The following is a 23,359-nucleotide window of genomic DNA, read 5'->3' on the forward strand; positions in this document are numbered from 1 at the left end:
AACTCCTTCGAATCGGGTGCCTTCGATCCTTCACGCCCGGGCGGCGGCCGTTCAGGGACGCCGTTTCCGTCGGACCCGACTTCCTGGTAACGGCAGGGCCACCCTCACCACCGGCACCCGCGAGATACTTGACCTATGGACGATCTCGCGAGCTTCCTGCGCACCCGCCGCTCCCGCGTCGACCCCGCCGGGGCGGGCATCCCGGTCGACAGCCGCCGGCGGGTCCAAGGGCTGCGCCGCGAAGAGGTCGCGCACCTGTCCGGGGTGAGCGTCGACTACTACGTACGCCTCGAGCAGGGCCGCGCCACGCAGCCCTCCGAGCAGGTGCTCGACGCGCTCGCGCGGGTCCTCGAGCTCGACGACACCGAGCGCGGGCACCTGCACCGGCTGGCCCGGCAGCGACGCCGCAAGGCGAAGGCGCCCACCGGGCGGCTGCGCCCCGAACTGCGGCGGGTCCTGGACCTGATCACCGACGCGCCCGCGCTCATCGTCGACCACCGCCTTGACGCCGCCGCCGGCAACCGCCTCGCCGAACTGCTCTACGGCCGCCCTGTGAAAGGCCTGAACACCGCCCGGCACATCTTCCTGGAGGAGACCGAGCGCGGCCTGTACGCCGACTGGGACCAGTGCACCCTCGACGTGGTCGGGCACCTGCGCCTGGCGGCCGGCAAGTACCCCGAGGATCCGCGCCTGGCCTCGTTGATAGGCGAGCTGGCGATGGGCAGCGAGCGCTTCCGGCGCCTGTGGGCCCGCGCGGACGTGCGCGCGCGAACGTACGGACGCAAGGCCTACCGGCACCCCCTGGTCGGGGAACTCGAACTGCATCAGGAGAACTTCGCGCTGCCGGACGAATCCGGCATGGAGCTGCTGATACTCACGGCGGCCCCCGGCAGCCCCTCCGCGGACGCCCTGCGGCTCCTGGCCGGCCTGGACGCCGACGGCAGCGTACGTCCCACAGCCAAAGCACAGCTGAGCAGGTGACGCAGGCGCTGTGCACCGCTCCCCTGCCCTCGTTCAGATTCTGAGCTCAGCATCCGGCACAGCGCCAGAGCCGGAACCGCGGCCATTGACAAGTGCTCCGGCTGGTGTGGAAGGGTTGAGCGTCATGACGACGCTGCTGTCTGCCACAGTCACCGCCCCGGGCACCTTGTGGGCGCACGACGCACGGCCGGAAGATGCCGTCGCCGCCCTGAGCGCGTCCCGGCTTTGACGGCGGCCAAGCGCGCCGCGCGGGCCGCGCAGTCGATCGACGTGAGCAGGCTTCCCGAGGACATCTTGGCGCTCATCGACGCCCTCGAACCCGGGGAAGAGCTGGTCATCACGCGGGACGGCGAGTCGATCGCGGCGATCTCCAGCCGCCTCCGCGTGCTCCACGGCACCATCGTCGACACCGGCGCTCCGGAGGAGGAGCCCGACGAACAACCGCCGATCGACTACGACAACGTGACAGTCGTCGCCACCGCGATGAAGCTGTCGCGGTCGGCTCGAGTGTCGCTGTCCACCCAACTCGGCCCTGACTACGTCGTGCTCGACATGCACGCCGCTCCCACGACAGCCGACGTGCTGCTGACGCCGCCGGTCAGCCCCCAGTTGATCGCAAGCCTCCGGTCGATGTTCCCGAAAGCCCGGGTCATCATCACCGAAATCGAAGACCACGAGCTCGGAGTCGACTACTCCGGCCCGGTCCGGCGCCTGCTCGAAGCCGGCGCGGAGGCGTACCTGCCGCCGGCCACCATCCCCCGCCTGGCGATGCAGCTGACCCACACCCTCGTACAACTGCGCCAGATCACCGACGACACCACCACACCACCGGAGATCGAATCCACCCCGAGATCACCAGGTGCCAACGGAGACGCGGTGTAGATCCCGCTGTCAGTCGCGGGCAGTCTGGCCCGCGACGTGCGCGCGGAGCCGGTCGAGCATGTCCAGCAGGGCACTGCGTTCGGCGTCGCCGAGGATGGCGAAGGTGAGCTCGGCGTGCGAGGCGTGCAGTGCCTTGATCTCGCCGAGGTGTTCATGGCCCTTGGCGGTGATCTCGAGCCGGGTGGACCTGCGGTCGTCGGGATCGTCGCGCCGACGCAGCAGGCCCTCGTCCTCCAGACCGTCCACCAGGGACGTGATCGACCTGCCGGTGATGCCCAGCCGGTCCTTGAGCTCGCCCATCCGCGGCGTGCCCGCTTCGTCGACGGCGAGCATCAGCAGAACCCGGGACGTGGACCAGCCGCGCTGCAGGTAAGGCTGCCCGGCGAACCGCCGCAGCGCATGTGTGGTGCGCATGAGCGCATCGGCCAGTTCCGCTCCTGACGGGGGTGCCTCCTGCCGGGGAGGTGCCGACGCTTTCTCGCTTGACACCGTCCCAGGATACAGACAATCCTGATAGAGGAAATTGACACTATCCGGGATGTAACTATTTCAGCTCAGGAGACTGAATGGACGCGAGCGGAACAAGCACGGGCCCGCCGAGCACCGCCTCGACGGCGAAGGCCGGGCCGTGGCAGAGCCGCACCTACCGCTTACAGATCGCCGGCGCGGTCACATCGGCGCTGGGCACGGCCGCCGCACCGGTCGCGACGGCGTTCGCGATCCTCGACACCAGCGGCTCCGGCACCGCGGTCGGCTTGGTGTCCGCGGCGGGCACGGTGCCCGCGGTGCTGTTCTTCGCGATCGGGGGCGTCGTCGCCGACCGGCTGCCACGACACCTGGTCATCGTCGTCACGAACCTGGTCAGCGCGCTCGCACAATCGCTGTTCGCGCTGGTGGTGCTCACACATACGGTCAAACTCTGGCAGCTGGTGATCTTCGCCGCCGCCAACGGGCTCGCCATCGCCTTCCGCATGCCCGCCACCGAGGGACTGCTGATGCGCAGCGTCGACCGGGCCTATGCGAGCAAAGCCTTCGCCATCTTCCGGACCAGCCTCAACGGCGCCCAGGTCGCCGGCGCCGCGCTCGGCGGCGTTCTGGTCGCGAGCTTCGGTCCAGGCTGGGTGCTCGCCCTCGACGCGGCCACCTTCCTGCTCTCATCCGGGCTCGGCCTGCGGATGCACGTCGAAGGGCGGCTGCGTAAACGTACAGGTCTGCTCACCGAGCTGCGCGAAGGCTGGACCGAGTTCGCCGGGCGACAGTGGCTGTGGAGCGTGGTGGCGCAGTTCGCCGTCGTCAACGCGGTCGGCGTCGGGGCCTTCGCGGTGCTCGGCGCGCTGGCCGCCGACCGGCAGTTCGACGGGGCACGCGACTGGGGATTCATCCTCTCCTCCGACGCGATCGGCATGATCCTCGGCGGCCTGCTGATGGTGCGGCTGAGGCCGCGGCGGCTGCTGGTCTCCGGCACCTCCGGGGCCCTGCTGCTCGCGCTGCCGCTCGCAGCGTTCGCGGCCGGAGCGCCGCTCCTGGTGGTCTGCGCGGCGTCTCTGCTCGCCGGGATCGGGGTGGAGATCTTCGGCGTCAACTGGATGACCACACTCAGGCAAGAAGTGCCGCACGAGAAGTTCTCCCGCATCGCGGCCTACGAGGCACTCGGCTCCTTCGGGCTGACCCCGCTGGGGGCAGCCGTCGCCGGCCCGGCCGCGGACCGACTCGGCCTCGATCGAACGCTGTGGCTGGCCACTGGCGCCATCGTGGCCGCGACCGCTTTGGTCCTTGCCGTCCCTGATGTACGGAGTATGGAACGTGAATTTGAATAACGCCAACCGCCTTTACATTGTAGATCAACAACTGACTGCAGGTAGTCGAGGGCGGCGGCGAGATGGCCCGCGGTCGGGGATCTGCTCATCGGGCGGTCCGGCACGCTGTCCGCGCTCTCGAGCAGGGACAGTGCCTCCTCCGCCCACTTCAGCGCCACATCCAGCAGTCGTAGGCGGCAACGCCGGCGAGGAAGACACCGACGCCCTCGAGCACCGCAACAAGACGGTGGAGCAGATCCACCGTGGCTTCTCGCTGGGTGCTCAGACGGTGCGAAGGACTGAGACCACGATGCCCAGCACCACGGCGTCGTCGCCGTCGATGATGTCGTAGGCGGGGTTGCGCGGCTCGAGACGGACGTGCCCGTTGCGCCGGCGGTACACCTTGACCGTGGCCTCACCGTCGATCATCGCGGCGACGATCTGACCCGAGTGCGCCTCGGGCTGCTGCCGTACCACGACGATGTCGCCGTCGCAGATCGCGGCGTCGATCATGGAATCGCCCCGCACGCGCAGGCCGAACACGGTGCCGCGCCCGGTGAGGCCGCGGGGCAGGGTCAGCGTGTCGTCCGCGTGCTCGTCGGCTGGGATGGGAGTGCCCGCGGCGATGTCTCCGACCACGGGCACGTTCACCACGTCGCCGGCCGGTTTCGCCGAGGCTCGCAGGAACAGGCGCACATCGATCGGCCGGGTCATCGTCGTGCCCCGGCGCAGGAACCCCTTCTCCTCCAGGCTCTTCAGGTGCTTCGACACCGACGAGGACGACCGCAGCCCGACCGCGTGGCCGATCTCCCGCGTGCTCGGAGGGTACCCGTATCTGACCACCCAGTCCCGGATCGTGGCCAGGATCCGCTGCTGGCGCTGCGGCAAGGCCGAGAAGTCCAGGTACTCGGACGCGTCATGATCATCGTAGGTGGTCACGTCCGCCATGCTAAAGGCCGGCACGGGCCGTGAAACCACCGGTCCGGCAGAACCATCCGCCGTGTTCGTCATAGAGCGTGGACGGCGACGGCGCGCGTGTCGAGCAACTTCCGGACACCGGTGCGCGAGCCGTCCTGCCGACGCCCGCGCACATCACGACCACGCTCGCCGAACGCGCTCCGCACATCACCGTCAGCGGCATCGCCGCGGGCCTGCACGCCGTCCTCGACCTTCCCTCGGGCACCGAGCAAGCGGCACTCCGCGCCGCCCGCCGCCTCGGCCTCGCCCTGGACGGCCTGAGCCCCTATCGGCACCCCGACAGCACGATGCCCGCGCGACGGCCTGGTCATCGGCTACGGCACCCCACCCGAGCATGCGATCGCAGCCGCCCTGGACGCCCTCTGCCTCGCCTTGCCCGACCCATCGTGGAAGCCACCAGGAGACACCCAGGCGTGCAGATAACGCGGGATGCCTGACCAGGCCATCGCCGACCTGTGGCAGCGGCTGGCCACCTAGATCAACTGGTGCCGGTGGGCGGCCGTGGCGGCTTGCACGCGGCTGCGTACGCCGAGCTTGGCGAGGATGTTGCTCACGTGCGCGCCCGCCGTCTTGACCGAGATGAACAGCTCCTCGGCGATCTGCCGGTTGGTGCGGCCCTCGGCGAGCAGGCGCAGCACGTCCCGCTCACGCGGCGTGAGGCCGAACGCGCGCTCCTCGGCCGGGTCGGTCTCGCCCTGCGCGACGAGGGGGATCCGCGCCAGGCGCGCCAGCCGTTCGATCCGGGCACGCAGGGGCTCCGCTCGAAGGCGGTCCGCGTCCCGGGCGGCGTCGGTCAGATGGGAGGAGGCCGCGGAGCGGTCTCCCGCTTCCGCGGCGTGTTCCGCGGCCCGCAGCAGGGCCAGAGCCCGAGGGTACGGCTGGCGAAGATCCGTCCACGCGGCCGCGACGCGCGGCCAGAGGTCCGGCTGTCCGGTCTCGGCGGTGCAGGCGAGGCGGTGGGCTTCCTGGACGGGGCCGATCACCGGCAGCTCGGCCGCGGCGGCGGGCAGGCCGGGCACGGGCAGGGACGCGCCGGCTTCGATCACGGGCCACAGGTAGCGGGGGCTCGTTCTTCCGCTGCTCAGCGCCTCCCCCACGAGGCGTGCGGCGTCGGCCGTGCGCCCCTGCGCCTTGCGGAGATCCACCTCCATGCGCACCAGCAAGAGGTGGTCCTGGGCATAGGACGTGCCTCTGGTGAAGACTTCGCGGGCGTGCGCCGCGGCGTTCTCGGCGGCCCCGAGGTCGCCTCTGGCCAGCGCGATCGTGCCGGCCAGCACCATCAGGTACGCGCTGAGGCTGGGCGTCGGGGTGACACGCAGGGCGTGCTCGACGATCTCGGCGGCCTCCTCCCACCGGCCCAGCGCGATCAGCGCTTCGGCGAGGTTGCCCGCGTGAATCGGACCCGCCGTCCGGGCCAGACCCGCCCGCGTGGCGGCGGTGAGCCCGTGGCGGGCCGCCTCGGCCGCCTCGGCGTACCTGCCGGCGCCCTGCAGGACGTCCGCCTCGCAGCGATAGGCGTGCAGGAGCGCGCCCTGGTCGCCGACGCGGCGGGCCGTCGCCTGGGCGTCGATCAGGTGCGGCAGCTGGGCGTCGAGGTCGCCGGCCCGCGCCAGCGCGTACGTCAGGTTGACGGTGGCGATGACCTCGGCCTTGGCGTCGCCCGCCGCCTGCGCCGCTTCCAGCGCCTCGCGGGCGGCGACGCGGCCTTCGGCTTCCAGAGGGACCGTGAGGAGGCGATTGGCGAGCAGGTTGAGTACGGTCGCGCGGGCCGGATGCTCGCGCGGTGTGAGTCGAGCGGCTTCGCGTAGATCGTCCAGGTCTCCCGGCATGCCAAGGAGGTGGCGCAGTTCGCCGCGGTGGGCGATCAGCCAGCCGGCCCGCGCGGGATCGAGCTCGGCCGAAAGCGCCGTCTCGACCAGCTGGACGGCGGTCGCGTTCTCGCCCGCGGCGATGGCGGCGCGTACCGCTTCGTCGAGCACATCGGCCCTGGACGCCGCCGGATCGGGCACCTGATCCCACAGCTCCAGCACGCGAAGCAGCATATGCAGCTGTTCCGCGTGCGCCAGGGACGCCGCGGCCTCGGCGGCGGCGCGGCGCGCGGCGGCCAGTGTCCTGGCCGGATGCCGCTTGGCGGCGTGCCAGTGCAGGGCGGACTCGTACGCCGCCCGGCCCAACGGCGCGAGCTCCGGCTCCGCCTCCAGGGCTTCGGCATACCGTACGTGAAGGCGCCCTCGTTCTCCGGGAAGCACGTCGTCGTAGAGCACCTCCTGGATCAGCGCGTGACGGAACGCGTACACCTCCTCCTCGATCAGCAGGAGGTTCGCGCTCACCGCCGGGCTGAGCGCGTCGGTGAGGCAGGTGTCGTCCAGCCCGGTGACGGCGCGCAGCAGCGCGTGGCCGACCCGGGCTCCGCCGACGGCCACGGCCTGGACAACCCGCCGCGTTTCCGGCGGCAGCCGGTCGAGCGAGGCGATCAGCAGGTCGCGGATGGACGCGGGCACCGGCGCGCCTACCCGCGCCGACAGCGCCTCGACGAACAGCGGGTTGCCCTCGCTGCGCCGTAGGACGTCCTCGACGACCGCCGGGGCCGGCTCGCCGCCGAGCAGGCCGCGAAGCTGACGGACCACCTCGCCCCTGCCGAGCCGCCCGAGCTCCATCCGGGACGTCCACGGCCGGCGATCCCATTCGGCCAGCACCGGGCGGAGCGGATGCGTCCGGTGCAGGTGGTCACTCCGGTAGGTCACGACCAGGAGGAAGGCGGCGGCCGCCTGCTGGTTCCTGATGAGGAAGTCGAGCAGCTCCCGGCTGGACCGATCGCTCCAGTGCACGTCCTCGGCCACGATCACCAAGGGCCGGTCCTCGGCGAGGTTCTCGAAGACGGTGAGGATCTCCTCGAAGAGCCGGGCCTGCGTGAGGGCGGGATCATCGTCGCCGGCGGGCCGGCCCAGGAGCGGCAGCAACCTGCCCAGCTCACCGGGCTCACCGCGGGGCAGGAGCCGGAGGAAGCCGTCCGTGCCGATCTCGCGCAGCAGTCGGCGCAGCATGGCGGTGAACGGCGCGAACGCCAGGCCGTTCTCCCCCACCTGCGGGCAGTCACCCCAGAGCAGCCACGCCCCTTCCCTGAGCGGCGCCGTGAACTCGGCGATCAGCCGGGTCTTGCCCACCCCGGCTTCGCCGCCGAGCAGCACGGTGGAAGGAGAGCCTTCCCGGGCATGTTCGTAGGCCTCACCCAGGGCGGCCAGCTCCGAGTCCCTCCCTACGAAGACCATGGACACAGGCTCTCAGATCCGGACGAGAACTAGGGATGCCGGATAGGGCATTCGCCCGATGCGTCCGGTCGCCGGTCCGGCGAAGCTGGCCCAGTGCTTCAAACCGGTACGCAACCGCTGATCAGCCGCCCGATGGTCGTCCTGGGGATGACCTCGCTCGCCTCGATGACGAGCTTCTACCTGCTGGTTCCGATCGTCCCGCTGTATGCGGCGTCAGGTGGTTCCGGGGACATGGGTGCAGGACTGTCCACCGGCGTCACCATGCTGGCGACCGTGCTCATGGAGCTCGTCATGCCGAGGTTGCTGGCCTGGTGCGGCTACCGCGCCGGCATGGCGCTGGGCGTCCTGCTGCTCGGTGTTCCCTCGGCCCTGCTGGTCCTGTCCCCTGCGTTGCCGATGGTGCTGGCCACGAGCCTGGCACGTGGGGCCGGCCTGGCCATCGTGGTCGTGGTGGGCCCCGCCATGGTGGCCGAACTGGCCCCGCCCCAGCGTCGGGGCGAGGCCCTGGGCATGTACGGCGTGGCCGTCGGGATCCCCGCGATCCTGGGGCTGCCGATCGGGCTCTGGCTGGTTCCGCTCATCGGCCACGGACCCGTCTTCCTCGCGGGTACGGGGCTGGCGCTGCTCGCGCTCATCGGGATTCCCTGGCTGCCCGCGGGGGCGGCGCCGCTCGAGCAGCACGGGGGTGTCCTGCACGCGCTGCGCCGGGCCGGTCTCGCCCGGCTCGTCGTCGTCTTCGCGGCGATCACGCTGGCCGCCGGCGTGCTGATGACGTTCCTGCCGCTGGCGGTCCCCGCCGGATCATCGGGGACGGCCGCGGCGGCGCTGCTCGCGCACTCCTGCGCGATGCCGCTCGCACGGTGGGCGGCCGGCCGGTACGGCGACCGCCACGGCCAGTCCGTCCTGCTGGTGCCGGCGGTCATCGCCGCGGCCGTCGGGATGGCCGGGATCGTCTGCCTAGACAACCCCTACGCGGTGATCGCGGGGGCGGCGCTCTTCGGCGCCGGATTCGGCGCCGCCCAGAACGTCACCCTGGTGCTGATGCTCGCGCGCTCCCCCTCTTCCGCGTTCGGCCAGGTGAGCGCGCTGTGGAACCTCGCCTACGACGGCGGGATGGGGATCGGCGCCGTCGGGTTCGGGCTCGTGGCCGGGCCCGCAGGGTATCCGGCGGGGTTCGCGTCGATCGTCGCCGTGCTGGCTCTCGCCCTTCTCCCCTCCTGGCTCGACACACGATCGGAAAGGAAGCTCAACCATGAGCGATGACCTGCGGCGCGCCGTACAGAAGGTGCTGCCCGGCGTGCGAACCGACCTCGAGGCCCTCATCCGCATCCCGTCGGTGAGCGCCGACCCCGCCGCGGCCGAGGACCTGCGCCGCTGCGCGGAGCTGACGGCGGAGCTCTTCCGCGCCGGCGCCGCCCAGGAGGTGGAGATCCTGGACGACATTCCCGGCGGCCGGCCGGTGGTCCTCGCCGGCTGTCCCGCACCGCCCGGCCGTCCCACCGTCCTGCTGTACGCCCACTACGACGTCCAGCCCGCAGGCGACCCGGCCACGTGGTCGAGCGAGCCGTTCGAACCGCGTGAAAAGGGTGGGCGACTGTACGGCCGCGGATCCGCCGACGACAAGGCGGGAATCGCCACCCATCTCGCCGCACTGCGCGCGCACAACGGGCGTCCACCGGTCGGAGTCGTCGTCATCGTCGAAGGAGAGGAAGAGATCGGCTCCCCGACGCTCGGCGCCTTCCTCGACCGGCACCGTGACAGGCTCGCCGCCGACGTGATCGTGCTCGCCGACTCGGAGAACATCGAACCCGGGATCCCTTCGTTCACCACCACGTTGCGCGGCATGGCCAACTGCGTCGTCGAGGTACGAACGCTGGCGGACAACGTACATTCCGGCACGTACGGCGGCGCCGCCCCCGACGCCCTCACCACGCTCTGCCGCCTGCTCGCCACCCTCCACGACCAGGACGGCCACGTCGCGGTGGACGGCCTCGCCAGCGGTCGCCCGTCCCAGGCGGACTATCCCGTGGAACGGTTCCGGGCCGAGGCGGGCGTGCTCGACGGCGTCAGTCTGCTCGGCTCAGGGGGCATCGCCGAACGCGTCTGGTCCGGCCCTGCCGCGACCGTCCTGGCCATCGACGCACCGTCCGTCTCCGAAGCCGCCAACGCCCTCACCGCGTCCGCCCGAGCCAAAGTGAGCCTGCGCATCGCGCCGGGCGACAACGCGACACGGGCCCGCGCCGCCCTGGCCAGGCACCTCCGCGAGCACGCCCCCTGGGGCGCGCAGGTGGAGGTCGTCGAGGCGGAGGTCGCGCAGCCGTACGCGGTCGACACCCGAGGTCCCGCCTTCGACGCGGCACGCCGCGCCTACCAGCGGGCCTACGGCCGCGACGTGGTCGACATGGGAGGCGGCGGCGCCATCCCCTTCGTAGCGGAATTCGCCGACGCGTACCCCCAGGCCGCCGTCCTCATCACCAGCCCCGGAGGCGACCCGGCCAGCCGCGCCCACAGCACCGACGAGAACCTGCACCTGGCCGACTTCGAACGCGCCTGCCTCGCCGAGGCACTCCTGCTCGCCGAACTCGCGGACCAGCCGAGGACGTGACGTGTCTTTACGCTACTTATAATGAATATATGATGCGTAAAACCGCGACGTCGCGGCGCATGCCACAGGAGGAAAGCACGTGAAGCTCGTGATCTTCGGAGCCAACGGTCCGACCGGGCGGCTCGCCACCGCCCAGGCGCTCGCCGAGGGCCACACCGTCACCGCGGTCACCCGGCATCCGGAGTCGTTCCCCCTCAGCGATCCCGCGCTGGACGTGGCGAAGGCGGACGCCTTGGACCCCGAGGCGGTGGACCGGGTGGTGAGCGGGCACGAGGCGGTGATCTCGACCCTCCGCGTCCCCTACGGCTCCGAGGTGCCCGCCATGTTCTCCCGATCCGCCGGGAACATCGTCGCGGCCATGGCCGCGCACGGCGTCCGGCGCCTGGTCTGCGTGACCTCGACCGGCGTTCCCATGAAACCCCCGCCCGGCGAGACCCTCGTCTACCGCAAGGTGATCGTGCCCATGCTCCTCAGAATGGGACGCCCGCTGTACGAGGACGCCGCCCGGATGGAAGACCTCATTGCCCGAACCGACCTCGCCTGGACCGTCATCCGCCCCTCCGGCCTGTTCGACGGCGACGTGGTCACCGACTACACCGTCGGGCCGCCGCAGATGGTCGGCCGGTTCACCTCACGCCGCGACCTGGCCGACGCGCTCATCCGCGAGGCCGTCGAGGACCGCAACCTCCGCTCCATCGTCGAAGTCCTCACCACCGACGGCACACCGAGCGTCTACAGGGTGTTCCTGAAGGAAGCGCTCGGCCATCGGCAGGGGCAGCGCCTGACCGCCTGGGCGCGACTCAGCCCCTGCGCCGTCCCGCGGCTCTGCCGGCGACCACGGCGCTAATGGCGGCGGCCCGGAGCCGGCGGGGCGGACGGGCCCCCGGGCACCCCCAGCAGCGGCAGCCACACCTCGTCCACGATCTCGACGATCGACTCGTCCGGCACCGCACGCATCGTCATGAACATGTCGTGGCGCAACAGGTCCAGCGGCAGGTTCACCACGCGGGACGAACGCCGCACGTCGGGCAGCTCGCCGCGCTCGACCGCGCGGGCGACGATCATCTCGAAGGCGGTCGCCTGGCCCGGCGCGACGAGGCTGTCGCGTAGCTCGCCAAGGCTGGTGCCGGTGTCGCGGAAGTACCCCACCAGCTGCACGCTCATCAATGTGATCATGCCCGCGCGGTCGGCGTCGGCGTTGCGCAGGAAGCCGATCGCGTCATCCCGCAGGCTCCCGGTGTCGGGCACCGCGATCGGCTGCCAGAACTTGGCGAGAGTGGCCAGCAGCAGGTCGTCGCGCTGCGGCCAGCGCCGGTAGAGCACCGGACGGCTCGTGCCGGCGCGGGCGGCGACCGCTTCGAAGGTGAAGCCGTGGTATCCGTGCTCGACCAGCACCTCCCACGCGGCGTCGAGGATCGCGTCCTCAAGCTTGGGGCCGCGCCGGCGGGACGCGCCGCCGTCGCGGGTCGTGCCGCCGGCGGCACGACGCTCCGTCGCCCGCCCCCCGATCGCTCGGCCCTCACCCGCGCTCCGCTCGTGCTTACGATCCACTTGCGTATCTTATCGCGGCCACCTACGGTGTCCCCCATTAGATACAGTTGCGTACCCTAAGGGAGCGTCAGTGATGTTCGACGTCATCATCGTCGGAGGCGGACCCACCGGACTCTTCCTCGCCTGCGAGCTCCGCCTCGCGGGGATCCGGCCTCTGGTGCTGGAACGACGGCCGGAACCGGACCTGGCGGACAAGGCACACGGCCTCGCCGGCCAGGTCGTGCGACTGCTGGACAACCGCGGCCTCTTCGAACGCTGCGGGGGCCGAGGAGCACCGGCGCCCGCGCCCGGGTTCTTCTTCGGCGGGATGCCGCTGCCGCTGCACGCGCTCGGCCAGGAGAACCCGATGTATCTCCTGCCGGTCAACCAGCGGGACCTGGAACGGGTGCTCAACGGGCGCGCGGCGGAGCTCGGCGCGGAGGTCCGGCGAGGTTGGGACGTGCTCTCCTTCAGCCAGACCGCTGACCAGGTCGCAGTCGTGGCACGCGCTCCGGACGGAGCCGAGACGACCTTGACCGGCCGGTACCTCGTCGGCTGCGACGGCGGCCACAGCCTGGTCCGCAAGCAGGCGGGGATCGCCTTCCCCGGCATCAGCGACGACAACGTCGTCGACCGGTCGGCCCTGATCGGGCCGAGCGACCGCTTCCGCTTCCTGCCGGGGGGACGTGTCGCGATCGACGGCCTCGGCGAGATCCCGGCGCACTTCCACCGCACCGACCGGGGCGTGTTCACCCTCCTCGCGCACGATCCGGAACGGCCGCTGGTCAACACGGCCGAATGGGAAGATCACCCGGCAGGCACCTCCCCCGGGCCGGGCGCGCCGATGACGATGGCCGAGATGGAGGAGAGCGTCGAACGGGTCCTCGGGGTGCGCCTGCCCCTGGCTCCGCCTCCCGAGGGCGCGCCCACCATGCTCCGCCGCCTGTGCGGCCGGAACTCCCGGCTCGCCGACCGCTACCGCGACGGCCGGGTCTTCATCGCCGGCGACGCCGCACAGGTGAGCCACGGACCGACCTTGAACCTGGCTCTGCAGGACGCGGCCAACCTGGCCTGGAAGCTCGCCGCCACGCTGCAGGGATGGGCCCCGGAAGACCTGCTGGACAGCTACGGAACCGAACGCCGCGCATGTGGCGAACGCGTGCTCATGCACACCCGGGCCGCGACCGCTCTGATGGCGCCCGGTGGCGATGTCACCGCACTACGCCTGCTCTTCGCGGAACTCCTCAACCGCCCCGAGAACCTGCGCATGGTCGCCGCCCTGATGGCGGGCGCCGATGTCCGCTACGACATGGGCGAGGAACACCCCGCCGCGCCCACCGGCTGGTTCGTGCCACCCATCCGCCTGACCACCGGCGACGGGCACGAACGGCGCCTCGCCGAGCTCCTGGGCGACGCCCGCCCCCTGCTGCTCGACCTCACCGGCGGGAACGACCTCGCCGCCACCGCGGAGCCCTGGAGAGACCGAGTGCACCGGGTGACCGCGACCGCCGACGACGCTCCGGCACCCGCGCTGCTCGTCCGGCCCGACGGCTACGTCGCCTGGGCGGGCGCGGACCCCGACGGCCTCAAGACCGCTCTCACCCGCTGGTTCAGCCCCGGCTGAGGTCCTCCCTGAGCGGCGAACTGTCAGAGGAACGGGCTCAGTGCCAGGTCTGCCCGGTGCCGAAAGTGGTGACCAGCGGGGCGAGGATGCCGGAGGCGGTGACCGTGGCGACGGTCGCCGAGCCGGTGGCGATCTCTTCCGGCCGCTTTGTGACACCCACGGGCGGTGGCGCAGGTCACATCTCCACGCTGTCACAGGGACGGGGTCGCCGGCATCTCCATGTTCGTCCGGACGCCGCGCGAACGATCCGCGGCGCACGCAACTCCACTGATGAGGACGAAGTCATGGAACCCCGTATGAACCTGTACACGAACGAGCTCGGCGCCAAGATCAGCAAGCGGTTCTACAACGTCAGCCTGGCGATCGAGCAGTCGACGCTGCCCAAGGCCACCCAGAACCTGGTGATGCTGCGTGTCAGCCAGATCAACGGCTGCGGCTTCTGCGTCGACTACCACTCCAAGGACGCCGCTGCCGCCGGGGAAAGCGCGGTCCGGCTCAACCTGGTCGCCGCCTGGCGGGAGTCCACCGTGTTCACCGAGGCCGAGCGGGCCGCGCTGGCGCTCGCCGAGGAGGGCACCCGGCTCGCCGACGCGCACCGCGGCGTGTCCGACGAGACCTGGGACCAGGCGCGCAAGCACTATGACGAGGACCAGACCGTCGCGCTGGTCTACCTGGTCGCCATGATCAATGCGGCGAACCGGCTGGGCGTGATCGTGCGCACGCAGGGGGGCTCGTACGAGCCGGGAATGCTCGCCGGCACGTCGAGCTGACCGACCGGCCGACCCGGCCGGGCCCCGGGCCGGGATCGGCCCATGGGACGCGACTGTGCCTGTGATGACATCTACCGGAGCGGTGGCCTCGACGATCTCAGCTCGCCGCCCGCTTCACGAGCGCGGCGATCCTCGCCTCGTCCTCGGCGGTCAACGCCGTCAGCGCGAAGGCGGTCGCCCTCATGGTGCCGTCGTCGAGGTTCGCCGGGTCGTTGCAGCCGAGGGTCGCTTCCTGGTGCGGGCGATGAGGCCGGCGGTCCCGGGCCACGTTGCCCGGGACCGCGCGGCGCTCATCCCCACGCGCCGGCGATCTGCCGGGTCGTGGCGTTGAGCCGGTTGAACAGGTTGGTGACGCCGATCATCAGAACGATCGCGGCCAGCTGCTTCTCGTCGAAATGGGTGGCGGCCCTGTCCCAGATCTCGTCGCTCACCGCGTCGGCCCGGTCGGCCAGCCGGGTCGCGGCCTCGGCCAGCTCGAGCGCGGCCCGCTCCTCCTCGGTGAAGTACGGTGTCTCCCGCCAGGCGGCGACCGTGGCCAGCCGCTCGTCGCTCACCCCGGCCTTACGAGCGGTCTTGGCCCCCGCGTCGACGCAGGCACTGCAGCCGTTGATCTGGCTGACCCGCAGATGCACCAGCTCCAGCGTCTGGCCGTCCACCCCACCGGCGTGCACGGCCGTGAAGAGCTCCTGGATGGGCTTCATCGCGTCGGGCAGGATCATGGCCGGGTTCTGCATACGGGACTGCATCGTGGTTCTCCTCTTCCGGATCGGCGCCCCGTCCCTCGGGGCGTGACTCCATGACAGCCGGAAGGGCTCGCCATGACGACGGCGGTGGGACACCGTGGGACACGTGAAACGGCTCTGGCCTGCGGCGATACGTCCCGTCGAGTTTCTGCCGCGGCGGGACAGCGGGGCGGGCCATCCCGGCAGGAGCTCGATCCGGAGGAGCTGACGGCCGCTACCCGGCGGCCGCCCGGCGGAGGCCGGCAAGGGCCCGTACCGCGTCCGCGGCCGCCAGATCGCTGTCACCGGCGAGTACGGTGTTGCCTTCGTACGTGACGCCGGCGGGCGGTGCGTCGGCGCCGATCGGGTCGGCGTCCCAGAAGTTGCCCCGGTAGACGACGTTGTCCAGCGGCGGCGACACGTGCAGGATGGCCGTGCTGTCGGCGCGGACGACCACGTTCTCCTCGATCGTCACCCATGCCGCGCCGTAGTCGGTGTAGAGGCCGAAGTTGTACGGCGTGCGCGTGTCCTCGATGACGTTGCCCCGGACGATCGCGCCCGAGTCGTGGGAATCGCCCTGCGCACCGGCCAGGTAGACGCCTCCGCCGTCGGCCAGCACCTGCATCGTGCCCGTCGTGAGGTTGCGCAGGATCCGGGTGCCCCGGCCGGGACCGGCGACGATGCCGCAGTGGGGCACGTCGGCGACGTGGTTCTGCGCGACGGTGCATCCGGTCGTGCCGGTCAGCGAGATGCCGGGCGAGCCGGAGAACTCCAGGCCGACGTGGTGGATCCAGTTCCCCTCCACAGAGGCGGACGAGCTGCCGTTGAGCACGACGGCTCCGGCCGAGAGCGTGTCGAAGTCGCATCCGCGTACCGTGATGTCCGCGCCGCCGTGCACGCCGAGCCCGGTGGCGCCCAGCCGGGTGAAGCGGCAGCCCTCGACCCGCACGCCGGAGGCGTCCGTCAGCGTCACGCAGGCGGGGATCGTGGCGGACTCCCCGGGCACGGTGACCGAGCCGACGCCCTCGCCGAGCGAGACCGTGTGGATGGGGCCGCCGACGTAGAAGCCGCTCCCGTGGTAGTGCAGGAACCCTTCGGGACCGCTCGGCCGGAGCCAGGTGGCGTCGGCGAACGTCAGCCCCCTGAACGTCACCCCGCTCACGCCGGTGGCGCGCAGCAGCGTCTCCAGTACGGGCGCGACCACCCGCGTGCGTTCCGGGTGCTCGCCGGGACGGGGCAGGTAGCGCAGGACGTGGTGTCCGGGCCGTGAGCGGTCCAGGACGAACGTGCCCGGTTCGGTGAGGAAGGCGGCGTCGTTCTCGACCCTGGTCGGGAGGCCGGGCCCCCGTGAGGTCTGCCCTTCCCAGGTGGAGTTGTACAGCTCGAGAGCGCGCCCGAAGGCGGGCTGCGCCATGGTGATCACGGCGCCCTCTCCCCCGGCCGACACCGCGGCGACGCCGCAGCGGGCCTCCGTCCACGGGTAGACGCCCCGATGGACGAACTCCACGTCGCCCGGGCTCCGCCAGGCCAGCGGCGCCGTGCTGTCGGTGGTGTAGCCGGTCTCGGTCATGGCGACCTGGCCGGGCAGACCGTCGATGCCCGCGCGATCGGCCCGGCGGCCGTCCACGTACAGCTGCCGGGTGTCCAGGTCACCCACCTCTGCCAGCCACACGCCGTCCTGTTCCCGCCAGCCGGTGATGAGGCGGCCGCCGCTGACGACGACCTCCTCCTGGCCGGCGGTGCCGTACCCGTGGGCCTGGTAGACGACGTGGTGACCGTCGCGGCCCGAGTCGGCCTCGGTGAGCTCCAGGGGCTCGGCCAGCACGTGCGTGCCGGCCCTGAGCTGGACGACGATCTCGCCGGTGAGGGTGCGGGCCGCGTCGCGGGCACGGGTGAGGGTGGCGAACGGGCGCGTGGGCGTGCCCGGCGCGGAGTCGTCCCCGTGGGGGTCGACGAACAATTCGATCATGGGGATGCCGCCTCCAAGTTCTGTTTATGGCGTACACAGGGTGTATATCATAAACAGAGGAGGGGAGCATGACGCGAGGCAGAGCGGGAGATCCCGACCATGTGGTGGAGCTGCTGTGGCGCGAGGGCGGCGCGGAGCCGCGGCCGGGGCTGAGCCTCGACCGGATCGTGCGCGCGGGCGTCGAGCTGGCCGACGCCGAGGGCCTGGCAGGGCTGTCGATGCGGAAGGTGGCCGAGCGGCTGGGCTTCACCACCATGTCGCTCTACCGGCACGTGCCCGGCCGCGAGCAGCTCATCGACCTCATGTGTGACGAGGTGGCGGGTGAGACGGCGGGCGGGGCCGCGGCGGCGGGTGACGGGTGGCGGGCGCAGCTGGAGGCGTGCGCCCGGGCGGGCTGGGAGCTGCGCCGCCGCCATCCCTGGCTGGCGGAGGTGCGGGGCGGCCGGCACGTGCCCGGTCCGAACACCATCGCGCGCTACGAGCAGATGCTGAGCACGGTGGCCGACACCGGCCTGACCCCCGCCGAGGTGATTGCCGTGGTCGGCCTCGTGGGCAGGTTCGTCGACTCCGAGGCGCTGCTGCTGGTGGAGGCGGCGGAGACCGAGCGGCGCAGCGGCGTGAGCGAGGAGGAGTGGTGGGGAGGCCGCGAGACGCTGTTCGAGCGGCTGTACGGCTACCCCACGCTCACCCGGCTGTGGGAGCAGGGCGGCTTCGACCGGCCGGAGGACCCCTTCGAGTTCGGCCTCGCGCGACTGCTGGACGGCATCGAGCTGCTGGTTCAGAAGCGTTACGAATCACGTGACGAAATTAAGGAATGCGTCGTGTGCGGCGCGCCCGTGGACCAGCCCGCGGCCGGCCGCCCCAGGGCGTACTGCTCGGCCTCGTGCCGTCAGCGGGCCTATCGCAGGCGTACCGCCGGCCAGGATTGACCGGGTCACGGGCGGCGTGATGCCGTCCGCTTATCCAACTATTCATTCAATGTATAGTCCTGATTATGTCGACCGGACATGTGCTGCTCGGCCTCCTCGCCGAGCGCCCGAAGCACGGCTACGAGCTCAAGAAGGAGCACGATGACCGCCTGGCCGGCGCCAAGCCGCTGGCCTACGGGCAGGTCTACGCCACGCTCCAGCGGCTGGAACGTGACGGCTTCGCGGAGGTGGCGGAGACGCAGCAGGAGGGCGGTCCCGAGCGGACGATGTACGCGATCACCGGCAGCGGCCGGGCGGAGCTGGACCGGTGGCTGAACACGGTGGAGCCACCGGCCCCGTACGTTGCCAGCTCGCTGTTCACCCGCGTCGCCGTCGCGGGAAAGGCCGCCGATGCCTACCTCGTACGGCAGCGGGAGGCGCATCTGACCCGGATGCGGGAGCTGACCGCCGCGAAGACATCCGGCGCGCCCGCCCAGGTGCTGGCCGCCGACTACGCGCTGCAGCACCTCGACGCCGACCTGCGCTGGATCGAGACCGCCCTGTCGCGGCTGAAGGAGGAGAACGGTGCTTGAGGCCAGAGACCTGGTGAAGTCGTACGGCAGGACCAGAGCGCTGACGGGCGTCTCCCTCGACGTCGCGGAGGGCGAGATCGTCGCGATCACCGGGCCGAGCGGGTCGGGCAAGTCGACGCTGCTGCACTGCCTGGCCGGGATCGTCCGGCCCGAGTCCGGCGAGGTCGTGCTGGACGGCAGGCGGATCGACACGCTGGCCGAGGCCGAGCTGACCAGGCTGCGCCGGGAGAGCTTCGGCGTGATCTTCCAGTTCGGCGAGCTGGTGCCCGAGCTCACCGCGGCGGAGAACGTCGCGCTGCCGATGCTGTTCAACCGGCGCGGCAGGCGGGAGTCGATAAACGTGGCGGCGGACTGGCTGGACCGGCTGGGGGTGTCCGACTGCGCCGATCAGCGGCCCGGTGAGCTGTCCGGGGGCCAGCTGCAGCGGGTGGCTCTCGCGCGTGCGCTGGCGACCGGTCCGCGCGTGGTCTTCGCCGACGAGCCCACCGGAGCGCTGGACACGCTCGGGGGCGAGCAGGTGATGAGCGCGCTGATCGGGGCGGCCCGCGCCAGCCGTACCACCGTGGTCGTGGTCACCCATGACAACCGGGTGGCCGCCTACGCCGACCGGGAGATCGCCCTGCGTGACGGGGCCGTGCTGGCGGGGGCCAACCAGTGATCACTGTCCTGCGGATGCTGAACAGGGGACGGTCGCGGACCGAGCGGGTACGCGCCTGGCTGGTCGCCACCGGGTCGGGCGTGGCGACGTTCCTGGTCTGCACGGCCGTCAGCCTGGCCGACTTCAAGGACGAGGGCGGCTCGCTGACCGGGCTCGCCCTGGCCCTGCTGACCGTGCCGGTCGCCGGCCTGGTCCACCAGGCCAACCGGCTGGCCTCGGCCACCAGGGAGCGACGGCTGGCGGGCCTGCGGCTGGCCGGGGCCACGCCGGGCGAGGTACGCCTGCTCGGCGCGCTGGAGGGCGGTCTGCTGGCGCTGCTCGGCTCGGCGGGCGGCGCCGTGGTCTACGTGGTCACCCATCTGGCCGGGCCGCTGGTCCAGGTGCCGGTGGTCATGGCCTTGGTGGTGCTCGGCGGGGTGCTGTCAGGGGTACGCGCCGGCCGGCATGTCGTCGCCTCACCGCTGGGCGTGGTCCGCCGTTCGCGCCTGCGGGGGCCGCGAGCGCGCGACTTGCTCCTCGTCGTGGCGGGGGTCGGTCTCTACACTTTCGGAGTAGTGGTGAAGGCCCGCTTCCCGATCGCCGGGGTGTACGGGCTGACTGTGACCATGACCGTCGGGATGGTGCTCCTGCTGTTCGGCACGACCCTGGCCGCGACCTGGCTGATCAGGGCGTACGCCCGCCTGGCCGGTCGACGGGCGGGGTCCCCGGAGATGCTGCTGGCCGCGCGACTGGTCGAGGCGGATCCGAGGGCGTGGGCCAGAGCTCTGTCCGTGGTGAGCCTGACGGTGTTCTTCGGAGGGGCCGCCGGAGCCCAGCAGGCGGGCGCCGGTTACCACCATGCCCACGCGCTCGTGGATGCCGCGCTCCTGGTGGCTCTGGTCACCTCGGCGGTCGCCCTGGTGGTGCACCAGGCGGAGGAACTGCTCGACCGGAACCGCTCGTTCGCCGCGCTGGCCGCCTCCGGGGTCCCGGAAGGGGCGCTGGGCGGGGTGCTCGTCCGGCAGGCGATCATCGCCGCGCTGCCGGTCTGCGCCGTGGCGGCCCTGTCGGGAACCGCGGTGATCGTCCTGTCGCTGCTGGACATCTACCAGGTCCGATGGCTCGGCTGGGCGATCACCAGGGCCGTGGCCATGGCAGGCATCGGGGTGCTCGCCGCGGTGCTCGTGGCCCTGGCGGCCCGTCCGCTGCTGCGCGGTACGCTCCGCCTCGAGAACCTTCGCGCCTGAGCACGGGTCGCCCTGATCGCGGCCCGCGCGACCTCAGGCTGGATGCGAACTCGCTACTTCCGAGCTGCTCCTGATGAGGTTGTGGCCGCCAGGGCTGAGCGAGTTGACGAACATCCTGCTCACTCCGGGCAGGGCGGCCAGACGGAGCATCCAGTCGCGGGCGGTGATCTGCCAGCGGCCGGCCGGGGCCATCCACCGGATGAAGCGGCGGCCGAAGCGCTGGACTTCGGCGATCGTGGGCTGGATGCGCTGCTGGTATCGGAGGGCTGCGGCGACGGGGTCGTCGCGGGTGGCGAGCTCGTCGGCGAGGACCCAGGCCGCGGCCATGGCCATGGAGGCGCCGTGCCCGGCGAACAGGGAGACGGCCTGGCAGGCGTCGCCGAGCAGGACCACCCGCCCTCGGCTCCAGCGTTCCATCTCGACCTGGGTGACCTGGTCGTAGTACAGCTCGGGCGGGTTGGGGCAGCGGGCCAGCACCTCGGGCAGGATCCAGCCCAGCTCACGGTAGTGCCGGCGGAGCGAGGCGGCGGGATCGCCGGGGATGCGCGGGTCCGGCTCACGCCGCAGGAACAGCAGCGCGAGCTGGTCGCCGCGGAGCGCGTACGCGCCCGCCATCAGCCCCGGCACGGTGAGCATCTGGTAGCGCATGCCGATCCGCTCGCTCAGCCGCCGGTCCTCCACGGTGTAGGCGGCCACCTGGTGGCCGAGGTAGCGCAGGTGGCTGCGCTCCTCGCCGAACGCCAGCTCGCGGACGCGTGAATGGGCGCCGTCCGCGCCGACCAGCAGGTCCGCTCGGTGCCGGGTGCCGTCGGTCAGCTGTACGGTGACGCCGCCGGAATCCTGCTGCACGGAATCGATGCTGGTGGCGTGGCGAACCGGGGAGCGGATGTCGTCCTGCAGCGTGCGGGCCAGGTCGCCGCGGAGCACGCTGATGACCTCCTGCATGCCGGGCGGCATGGTCAGGTGGCTGGTCTGCCGCCCGTCGCGGTCGACGTAGCTGAGCTCGTCGACCGGGTAGCGGAGTGCGCGGAGCCGTTCGCCCAGGCCCATACGGTCGGCGACCTGGAGGCCAGGGCCATAGAAGTCGATCATGTAGCCGCCGTCGCGGAAGGCGGGCGCGCGTTCGATCAGCTCGACGTCCCAACCGGAGCGCTCGAGGTGCCAGGCCAGGGTGAGCCCGGCGATGCCGGCGCCACAGATGATGGCTTTCACGGTGTTTCCTCCTGTCCGAGCAGCATGGCTCGCAGCGGCGCGGCCAGGGCCATGAGGTCGAGGCCGGGGTCGAGGGCGTGGTGCAGGATCAGGCCGTCGATGGCCGCGGCGAGCACGGTGGCCGCGGCCTGGCCGTCGGGTTGTCGGCCGTGCACACGCAGCCAGGCGGCGACCTGCGAGCGGAACTCGCCGACCAGCTCGTTGAGCTGCGTACGTAGCTCGGGTAGCCGGGTCGAGGCCAGGAACATCTCCGTGACCAGCAGGGAGACGGGATCTGAGCCGGTGTAGCCGGACAACTGGCTCAGCAGCCAGTCGATCCCCTCATCGATGCCGGGTTGCTCGGCAAGCTCTTGGGCGAACCGGTCGAGCATGGCGCGGGTGAAGCCGATACTTGCCGTGACGAGCAGGCCGGTCACCGAATCGAAGTGGTAGTGCACCACGCCGGGGGCGACCCCGGCCCGCTCGGCCACCATCCGGGTGGTCACGCCGCCCCATCCCACCTCGCCGATGAGCGGGACCGCCGCCTCCAGCAGCCGCTGCCGGGTGGCCTGACCCCGTTCCGCTGAAACCATGGACACTTCCTTGGGCAAGTGTTTTGGTCAAACATTTTGGGCACTTGACCAAATAGTACGTCATGTCGATGGCAAAGGGGGACAAGGGGGTCAGCAAGGCAAGTCACGCCGACCGGCGTCTGCGAGCCGGCTACCGCGACCTTCCGGCCCGATCCTGGGGTCAGCGGGGTTATGCGTGGCGGGGTGGGCAAGCTGACCTGCTACCGCCGCAGGCCGAGTTCGAGACCTTCCGGACGCCGGCCGAACAGGGACTGAGCGCGGTGGGCGACGACCCCGCTCGTCGGCGACGCCTGGAGCTCATGCGCGACATGTACGCGTTCATGATGGACCGCTTCCCCGGCCTGTTGGACGAGTGACCGGGCACAGGGTGGAGTTCGCGCCGCTCAACGGCGAGAGGTGCTGGTGTGGGGAGGCGACTGTCACTTGAGAGGATCGTGGCCCCAGTTCATCAGCGAATAGCGCCACCTTGTCTCGCGGACGTCGCCGGAGGGCCGTTGGGCCAGGTGCCGGTGTATGTAGCCGATCACCTTGCGCATGTGCGCGTAGTCCGGTTCGGTGAGGGACGACTTCTTCGCGTGGAGCAGGTCGACGATCTTGCGGCCGGATTCGTGCCCGGTCGATTCGCCGCCGTCGCTCTTCTGTCCCACCGCCTTGGACTCGTCGGTGGCCAGCCAGCGCTCCAGCTCCTTGGCGGTCATGTTCACCACCCGGCCGAACTCGGCGACCGTCGCCCGGTCCTCCTCGGTCATCGCGAACCTTTGTCCTTACGCAGGGCCGACGGCTTGTGCACGGCCTTCTTGCCGCTCTTCTCGCTGCGCACCACGTACTGAGGGTCGTCGGGAGAGGCGGCCACGGTGCGCCCGGCCTCCTCCCGCCTGTCGGTGATCTTTTTCTCGACCTTGCCACGGGCGGTGGATCCATGGCTCGACCAGGTGACCTCGTCGCCTACCGACGGGTCATCCTTCCGCTTCTTCGTCATGAGCTGCGCACTACCCGGTCCTGCGCCGGCACGCTTGCCTGCGGTCATCGATATGCCCATCTTCGAGTCAAGGCACAGCGGCGTC

General features: G+C 71.3%; 25 protein-coding genes. 13 read left to right on the forward strand and 12 right to left on the reverse strand.

What is annotated here, in order from left to right:
• The first annotated feature begins 135 nt into the window (after positions 1-135).
• Both AB0H84_RS31575 and AB0H84_RS31580 read left to right on the forward strand, forming a co-directional pair.
• Entirely contained in the window at positions 136-981 is an 846-nt protein-coding gene (locus AB0H84_RS31575) for a helix-turn-helix transcriptional regulator (protein ID WP_357612120.1), read from the forward strand.
• Between the two features lie 225 nt (positions 982-1,206).
• On the forward strand, positions 1,207-1,863 hold the full coding sequence (locus tag AB0H84_RS31580) for a hypothetical protein (RefSeq protein ID WP_357612123.1): 657 nt from the start codon (positions 1,207-1,209) through the stop codon (positions 1,861-1,863).
• A 9-nt stretch (positions 1,864-1,872) separates the two neighbouring features.
• Here AB0H84_RS31580 and AB0H84_RS31585 read toward each other — a convergent pair whose 3' ends face one another.
• Positions 1,873-2,277 carry a MarR family winged helix-turn-helix transcriptional regulator gene (locus AB0H84_RS31585; protein ID WP_357612126.1) on the reverse strand — a complete coding sequence of 135 codons (405 nt, stop codon included), beginning with the start codon at positions 2,275-2,277 and terminating at the stop codon, positions 1,873-1,875.
• A 152-nt stretch (positions 2,278-2,429) separates the two neighbouring features.
• Between AB0H84_RS31585 and AB0H84_RS31590 the strand changes: the two genes are divergently transcribed.
• Positions 2,430-3,680, forward strand: a complete 1,251-nt coding sequence (locus tag AB0H84_RS31590) for an MFS transporter (RefSeq protein ID WP_357612129.1) — start codon at positions 2,430-2,432, stop codon at positions 3,678-3,680.
• A gap of 261 nt (positions 3,681-3,941) precedes the next feature.
• Here AB0H84_RS31590 and lexA read toward each other — a convergent pair whose 3' ends face one another.
• A complete protein-coding gene (gene lexA, locus AB0H84_RS31595; protein WP_357612132.1) occupies positions 3,942-4,607 on the reverse strand; it encodes a transcriptional repressor LexA in 666 nt (221 codons plus the stop codon).
• A gap of 503 nt (positions 4,608-5,110) precedes the next feature.
• On the reverse strand, positions 5,111-7,906 hold the full coding sequence (locus AB0H84_RS31600) for an AAA family ATPase (protein ID WP_357612135.1): 2,796 nt from the start codon (positions 7,904-7,906) through the stop codon (positions 5,111-5,113).
• A 93-nt stretch (positions 7,907-7,999) separates the two neighbouring features.
• Between AB0H84_RS31600 and AB0H84_RS31605 the strand changes: the two genes are divergently transcribed.
• The 3 genes from AB0H84_RS31605 (at position 8,000) to AB0H84_RS31615 (ending at position 11,358) form a co-directional block, all read left to right on the forward strand.
• On the forward strand, positions 8,000-9,169 hold the full coding sequence (locus AB0H84_RS31605; RefSeq protein ID WP_357612138.1) for an MFS transporter: 1,170 nt from the start codon (positions 8,000-8,002) through the stop codon (positions 9,167-9,169).
• Positions 9,159-10,511 (forward strand): M20/M25/M40 family metallo-hydrolase, encoded by a 1,353-nt coding sequence (locus AB0H84_RS31610; RefSeq protein ID WP_357612141.1) that lies wholly within the window; start codon positions 9,159-9,161, stop codon positions 10,509-10,511. Before AB0H84_RS31605 ends, AB0H84_RS31610 begins: the two co-directional genes overlap by 11 nt.
• A 79-nt stretch (positions 10,512-10,590) precedes the next feature.
• The gene (locus AB0H84_RS31615) at positions 10,591-11,358 is read left to right on the forward strand and encodes an NAD(P)H-binding protein (RefSeq protein WP_357612144.1); all 768 of its coding nucleotides are present in this window, start codon (positions 10,591-10,593) and stop codon (positions 11,356-11,358) included.
• On the opposite strand, the gene AB0H84_RS31620 is transcribed toward AB0H84_RS31615, so the two are convergent.
• A complete protein-coding gene (locus AB0H84_RS31620; RefSeq protein WP_357612147.1) occupies positions 11,355-12,062 on the reverse strand; it encodes a TetR/AcrR family transcriptional regulator in 708 nt (235 codons plus the stop codon). The two genes, AB0H84_RS31615 and AB0H84_RS31620, sit on opposite strands and share 4 nt — an antisense overlap.
• Positions 12,063-12,135: 73 nt before the next feature.
• Here AB0H84_RS31620 and AB0H84_RS31625 point away from each other — a divergent pair, with 73 nt between their 5' ends.
• Entirely contained in the window at positions 12,136-13,665 is a 1,530-nt protein-coding gene (locus tag AB0H84_RS31625) for an FAD-dependent monooxygenase (RefSeq protein ID WP_357612150.1), read from the forward strand.
• A gap of 37 nt (positions 13,666-13,702) precedes the next feature.
• On the opposite strand, the gene AB0H84_RS31630 is transcribed toward AB0H84_RS31625, so the two are convergent.
• Positions 13,703-13,825 (reverse strand): hypothetical protein, encoded by a 123-nt coding sequence (locus AB0H84_RS31630; protein WP_357612153.1) that lies wholly within the window; start codon positions 13,823-13,825, stop codon positions 13,703-13,705.
• Positions 13,826-13,949: 124 nt separating this feature from the next.
• On the opposite strand from AB0H84_RS31630, the gene AB0H84_RS31635 reads away from it, so the two are divergent.
• On the forward strand, positions 13,950-14,435 hold the full coding sequence (locus AB0H84_RS31635; protein ID WP_357612156.1) for a carboxymuconolactone decarboxylase family protein: 486 nt from the start codon (positions 13,950-13,952) through the stop codon (positions 14,433-14,435).
• 97 nt (positions 14,436-14,532) lie between these two features.
• Here AB0H84_RS31635 and AB0H84_RS31640 read toward each other — a convergent pair whose 3' ends face one another.
• The 3 genes from AB0H84_RS31640 to AB0H84_RS31650 form a co-directional block, all read right to left on the reverse strand.
• Complete coding sequence (locus AB0H84_RS31640; protein ID WP_357612159.1) at positions 14,533-14,703, reverse strand: hypothetical protein; 171 nt, start codon at positions 14,701-14,703, stop codon at positions 14,533-14,535.
• Positions 14,704-14,725: 22 nt separating this feature from the next.
• On the reverse strand, positions 14,726-15,181 hold the full coding sequence (locus AB0H84_RS31645) for a carboxymuconolactone decarboxylase family protein (protein ID WP_357612162.1): 456 nt from the start codon (positions 15,179-15,181) through the stop codon (positions 14,726-14,728).
• A gap of 211 nt (positions 15,182-15,392) precedes the next feature.
• The gene (locus AB0H84_RS31650) at positions 15,393-17,126 is read right to left on the reverse strand and encodes a right-handed parallel beta-helix repeat-containing protein (protein WP_357612165.1); all 1,734 of its coding nucleotides are present in this window, start codon (positions 17,124-17,126) and stop codon (positions 15,393-15,395) included.
• Positions 17,127-17,194: 68 nt separating this feature from the next.
• Here AB0H84_RS31650 and AB0H84_RS31655 point away from each other — a divergent pair, with 68 nt between their 5' ends.
• The 4 genes from AB0H84_RS31655 (at position 17,195) to AB0H84_RS31670 (ending at position 20,511) form a co-directional block, all read left to right on the forward strand.
• The gene (locus AB0H84_RS31655; protein WP_357612168.1) at positions 17,195-18,055 is read left to right on the forward strand and encodes a TetR/AcrR family transcriptional regulator; all 861 of its coding nucleotides are present in this window, start codon (positions 17,195-17,197) and stop codon (positions 18,053-18,055) included.
• A gap of 65 nt (positions 18,056-18,120) precedes the next feature.
• Positions 18,121-18,627, forward strand: a complete 507-nt coding sequence (locus tag AB0H84_RS31660) for a PadR family transcriptional regulator (RefSeq protein WP_357612171.1) — start codon at positions 18,121-18,123, stop codon at positions 18,625-18,627.
• The gene (locus tag AB0H84_RS31665) at positions 18,620-19,285 is read left to right on the forward strand and encodes an ABC transporter ATP-binding protein (protein WP_357612173.1); all 666 of its coding nucleotides are present in this window, start codon (positions 18,620-18,622) and stop codon (positions 19,283-19,285) included. The genes AB0H84_RS31660 and AB0H84_RS31665 overlap by 8 nt, the downstream gene beginning before the upstream one ends.
• Positions 19,286-19,299: 14 nt before the next feature.
• Positions 19,300-20,511: a hypothetical protein gene (locus tag AB0H84_RS31670; protein WP_357612176.1), complete on the forward strand. Its 1,212-nt coding sequence runs from the start codon at positions 19,300-19,302 to the stop codon at positions 20,509-20,511.
• Positions 20,512-20,544: 33 nt separating this feature from the next.
• Here the strand turns inward: AB0H84_RS31670 and AB0H84_RS31675 are convergent, their stop codons facing one another.
• Positions 20,545-21,723: an FAD-dependent oxidoreductase gene (locus tag AB0H84_RS31675; protein WP_357612179.1), complete on the reverse strand. Its 1,179-nt coding sequence runs from the start codon at positions 21,721-21,723 to the stop codon at positions 20,545-20,547.
• Entirely contained in the window at positions 21,720-22,295 is a 576-nt protein-coding gene (locus AB0H84_RS31680) for a TetR/AcrR family transcriptional regulator (RefSeq protein WP_357612182.1), read from the reverse strand. Before AB0H84_RS31680 ends, AB0H84_RS31675 begins: the two co-directional genes overlap by 4 nt.
• A gap of 62 nt (positions 22,296-22,357) precedes the next feature.
• Here AB0H84_RS31680 and AB0H84_RS31685 point away from each other — a divergent pair, with 62 nt between their 5' ends.
• Complete coding sequence (locus AB0H84_RS31685) at positions 22,358-22,651, forward strand: hypothetical protein (protein ID WP_357612185.1); 294 nt, start codon at positions 22,358-22,360, stop codon at positions 22,649-22,651.
• A gap of 63 nt (positions 22,652-22,714) precedes the next feature.
• On the opposite strand, the gene AB0H84_RS31690 is transcribed toward AB0H84_RS31685, so the two are convergent.
• Positions 22,715-23,044, reverse strand: coding sequence for a DUF3140 domain-containing protein (locus AB0H84_RS31690; protein WP_357612188.1), 330 nt, complete (start codon positions 23,042-23,044; stop codon positions 22,715-22,717).
• A complete protein-coding gene (locus AB0H84_RS31695; RefSeq protein ID WP_357612191.1) occupies positions 23,041-23,274 on the reverse strand; it encodes a DUF2945 domain-containing protein in 234 nt (77 codons plus the stop codon). The genes AB0H84_RS31690 and AB0H84_RS31695 overlap by 4 nt, the downstream gene beginning before the upstream one ends.
• Between the last annotated feature and the right edge of the window lie 85 nt (positions 23,275-23,359).

This window comes from Nonomuraea sp. NPDC050786 (assembly GCF_040654115.1).
Taxonomy (GTDB): domain Bacteria; phylum Actinomycetota; class Actinomycetes; order Streptosporangiales; family Streptosporangiaceae; genus Nonomuraea.

Bases quoted from the DNA above. Each gene is read 5' to 3' on its own strand.
- AB0H84_RS31680 (WP_357612182.1), bottom strand. From the start codon at position 22,295: ATGGTTTCAGCGGAACGGGGTCAGGCCACCCGGCAGCGGCTGCTGGAG.
- AB0H84_RS31650 (WP_357612165.1), bottom strand. From the start codon at position 17,126: ATGATCGAATTGTTCGTCGACCCCCACGGGGACGACTCCGCGCCGGGC.
- AB0H84_RS31695 (WP_357612191.1), bottom strand. From the start codon at position 23,274: ATGACGAAGAAGCGGAAGGATGACCCGTCGGTAGGCGACGAGGTCACC.
- AB0H84_RS31685 (WP_357612185.1), top strand. From the start codon at position 22,358: ATGTCGATGGCAAAGGGGGACAAGGGGGTCAGCAAGGCAAGTCACGCC.
- AB0H84_RS31590 (WP_357612129.1), top strand. From the start codon at position 2,430: ATGGACGCGAGCGGAACAAGCACGGGCCCGCCGAGCACCGCCTCGACG.
- AB0H84_RS31670 (WP_357612176.1), top strand. From the start codon at position 19,300: ATGCTGAACAGGGGACGGTCGCGGACCGAGCGGGTACGCGCCTGGCTG.
- AB0H84_RS31625 (WP_357612150.1), top strand. From the start codon at position 12,136: ATGTTCGACGTCATCATCGTCGGAGGCGGACCCACCGGACTCTTCCTC.
- AB0H84_RS31645 (WP_357612162.1), bottom strand. From the start codon at position 15,181: ATGCAGTCCCGTATGCAGAACCCGGCCATGATCCTGCCCGACGCGATG.
- AB0H84_RS31610 (WP_357612141.1), top strand. From the start codon at position 9,159: ATGAGCGATGACCTGCGGCGCGCCGTACAGAAGGTGCTGCCCGGCGTG.
- AB0H84_RS31655 (WP_357612168.1), top strand. From the start codon at position 17,195: ATGACGCGAGGCAGAGCGGGAGATCCCGACCATGTGGTGGAGCTGCTG.
- AB0H84_RS31635 (WP_357612156.1), top strand. From the start codon at position 13,950: ATGGAACCCCGTATGAACCTGTACACGAACGAGCTCGGCGCCAAGATC.
- AB0H84_RS31660 (WP_357612171.1), top strand. From the start codon at position 18,121: ATGTCGACCGGACATGTGCTGCTCGGCCTCCTCGCCGAGCGCCCGAAG.
- AB0H84_RS31600 (WP_357612135.1), bottom strand. From the start codon at position 7,906: ATGGTCTTCGTAGGGAGGGACTCGGAGCTGGCCGCCCTGGGTGAGGCC.
- AB0H84_RS31585 (WP_357612126.1), bottom strand. From the start codon at position 2,277: ATGCGCACCACACATGCGCTGCGGCGGTTCGCCGGGCAGCCTTACCTG.
- AB0H84_RS31575 (WP_357612120.1), top strand. From the start codon at position 136: ATGGACGATCTCGCGAGCTTCCTGCGCACCCGCCGCTCCCGCGTCGAC.
- lexA (WP_357612132.1), bottom strand. From the start codon at position 4,607: ATGGCGGACGTGACCACCTACGATGATCATGACGCGTCCGAGTACCTG.
- AB0H84_RS31690 (WP_357612188.1), bottom strand. From the start codon at position 23,044: ATGACCGAGGAGGACCGGGCGACGGTCGCCGAGTTCGGCCGGGTGGTG.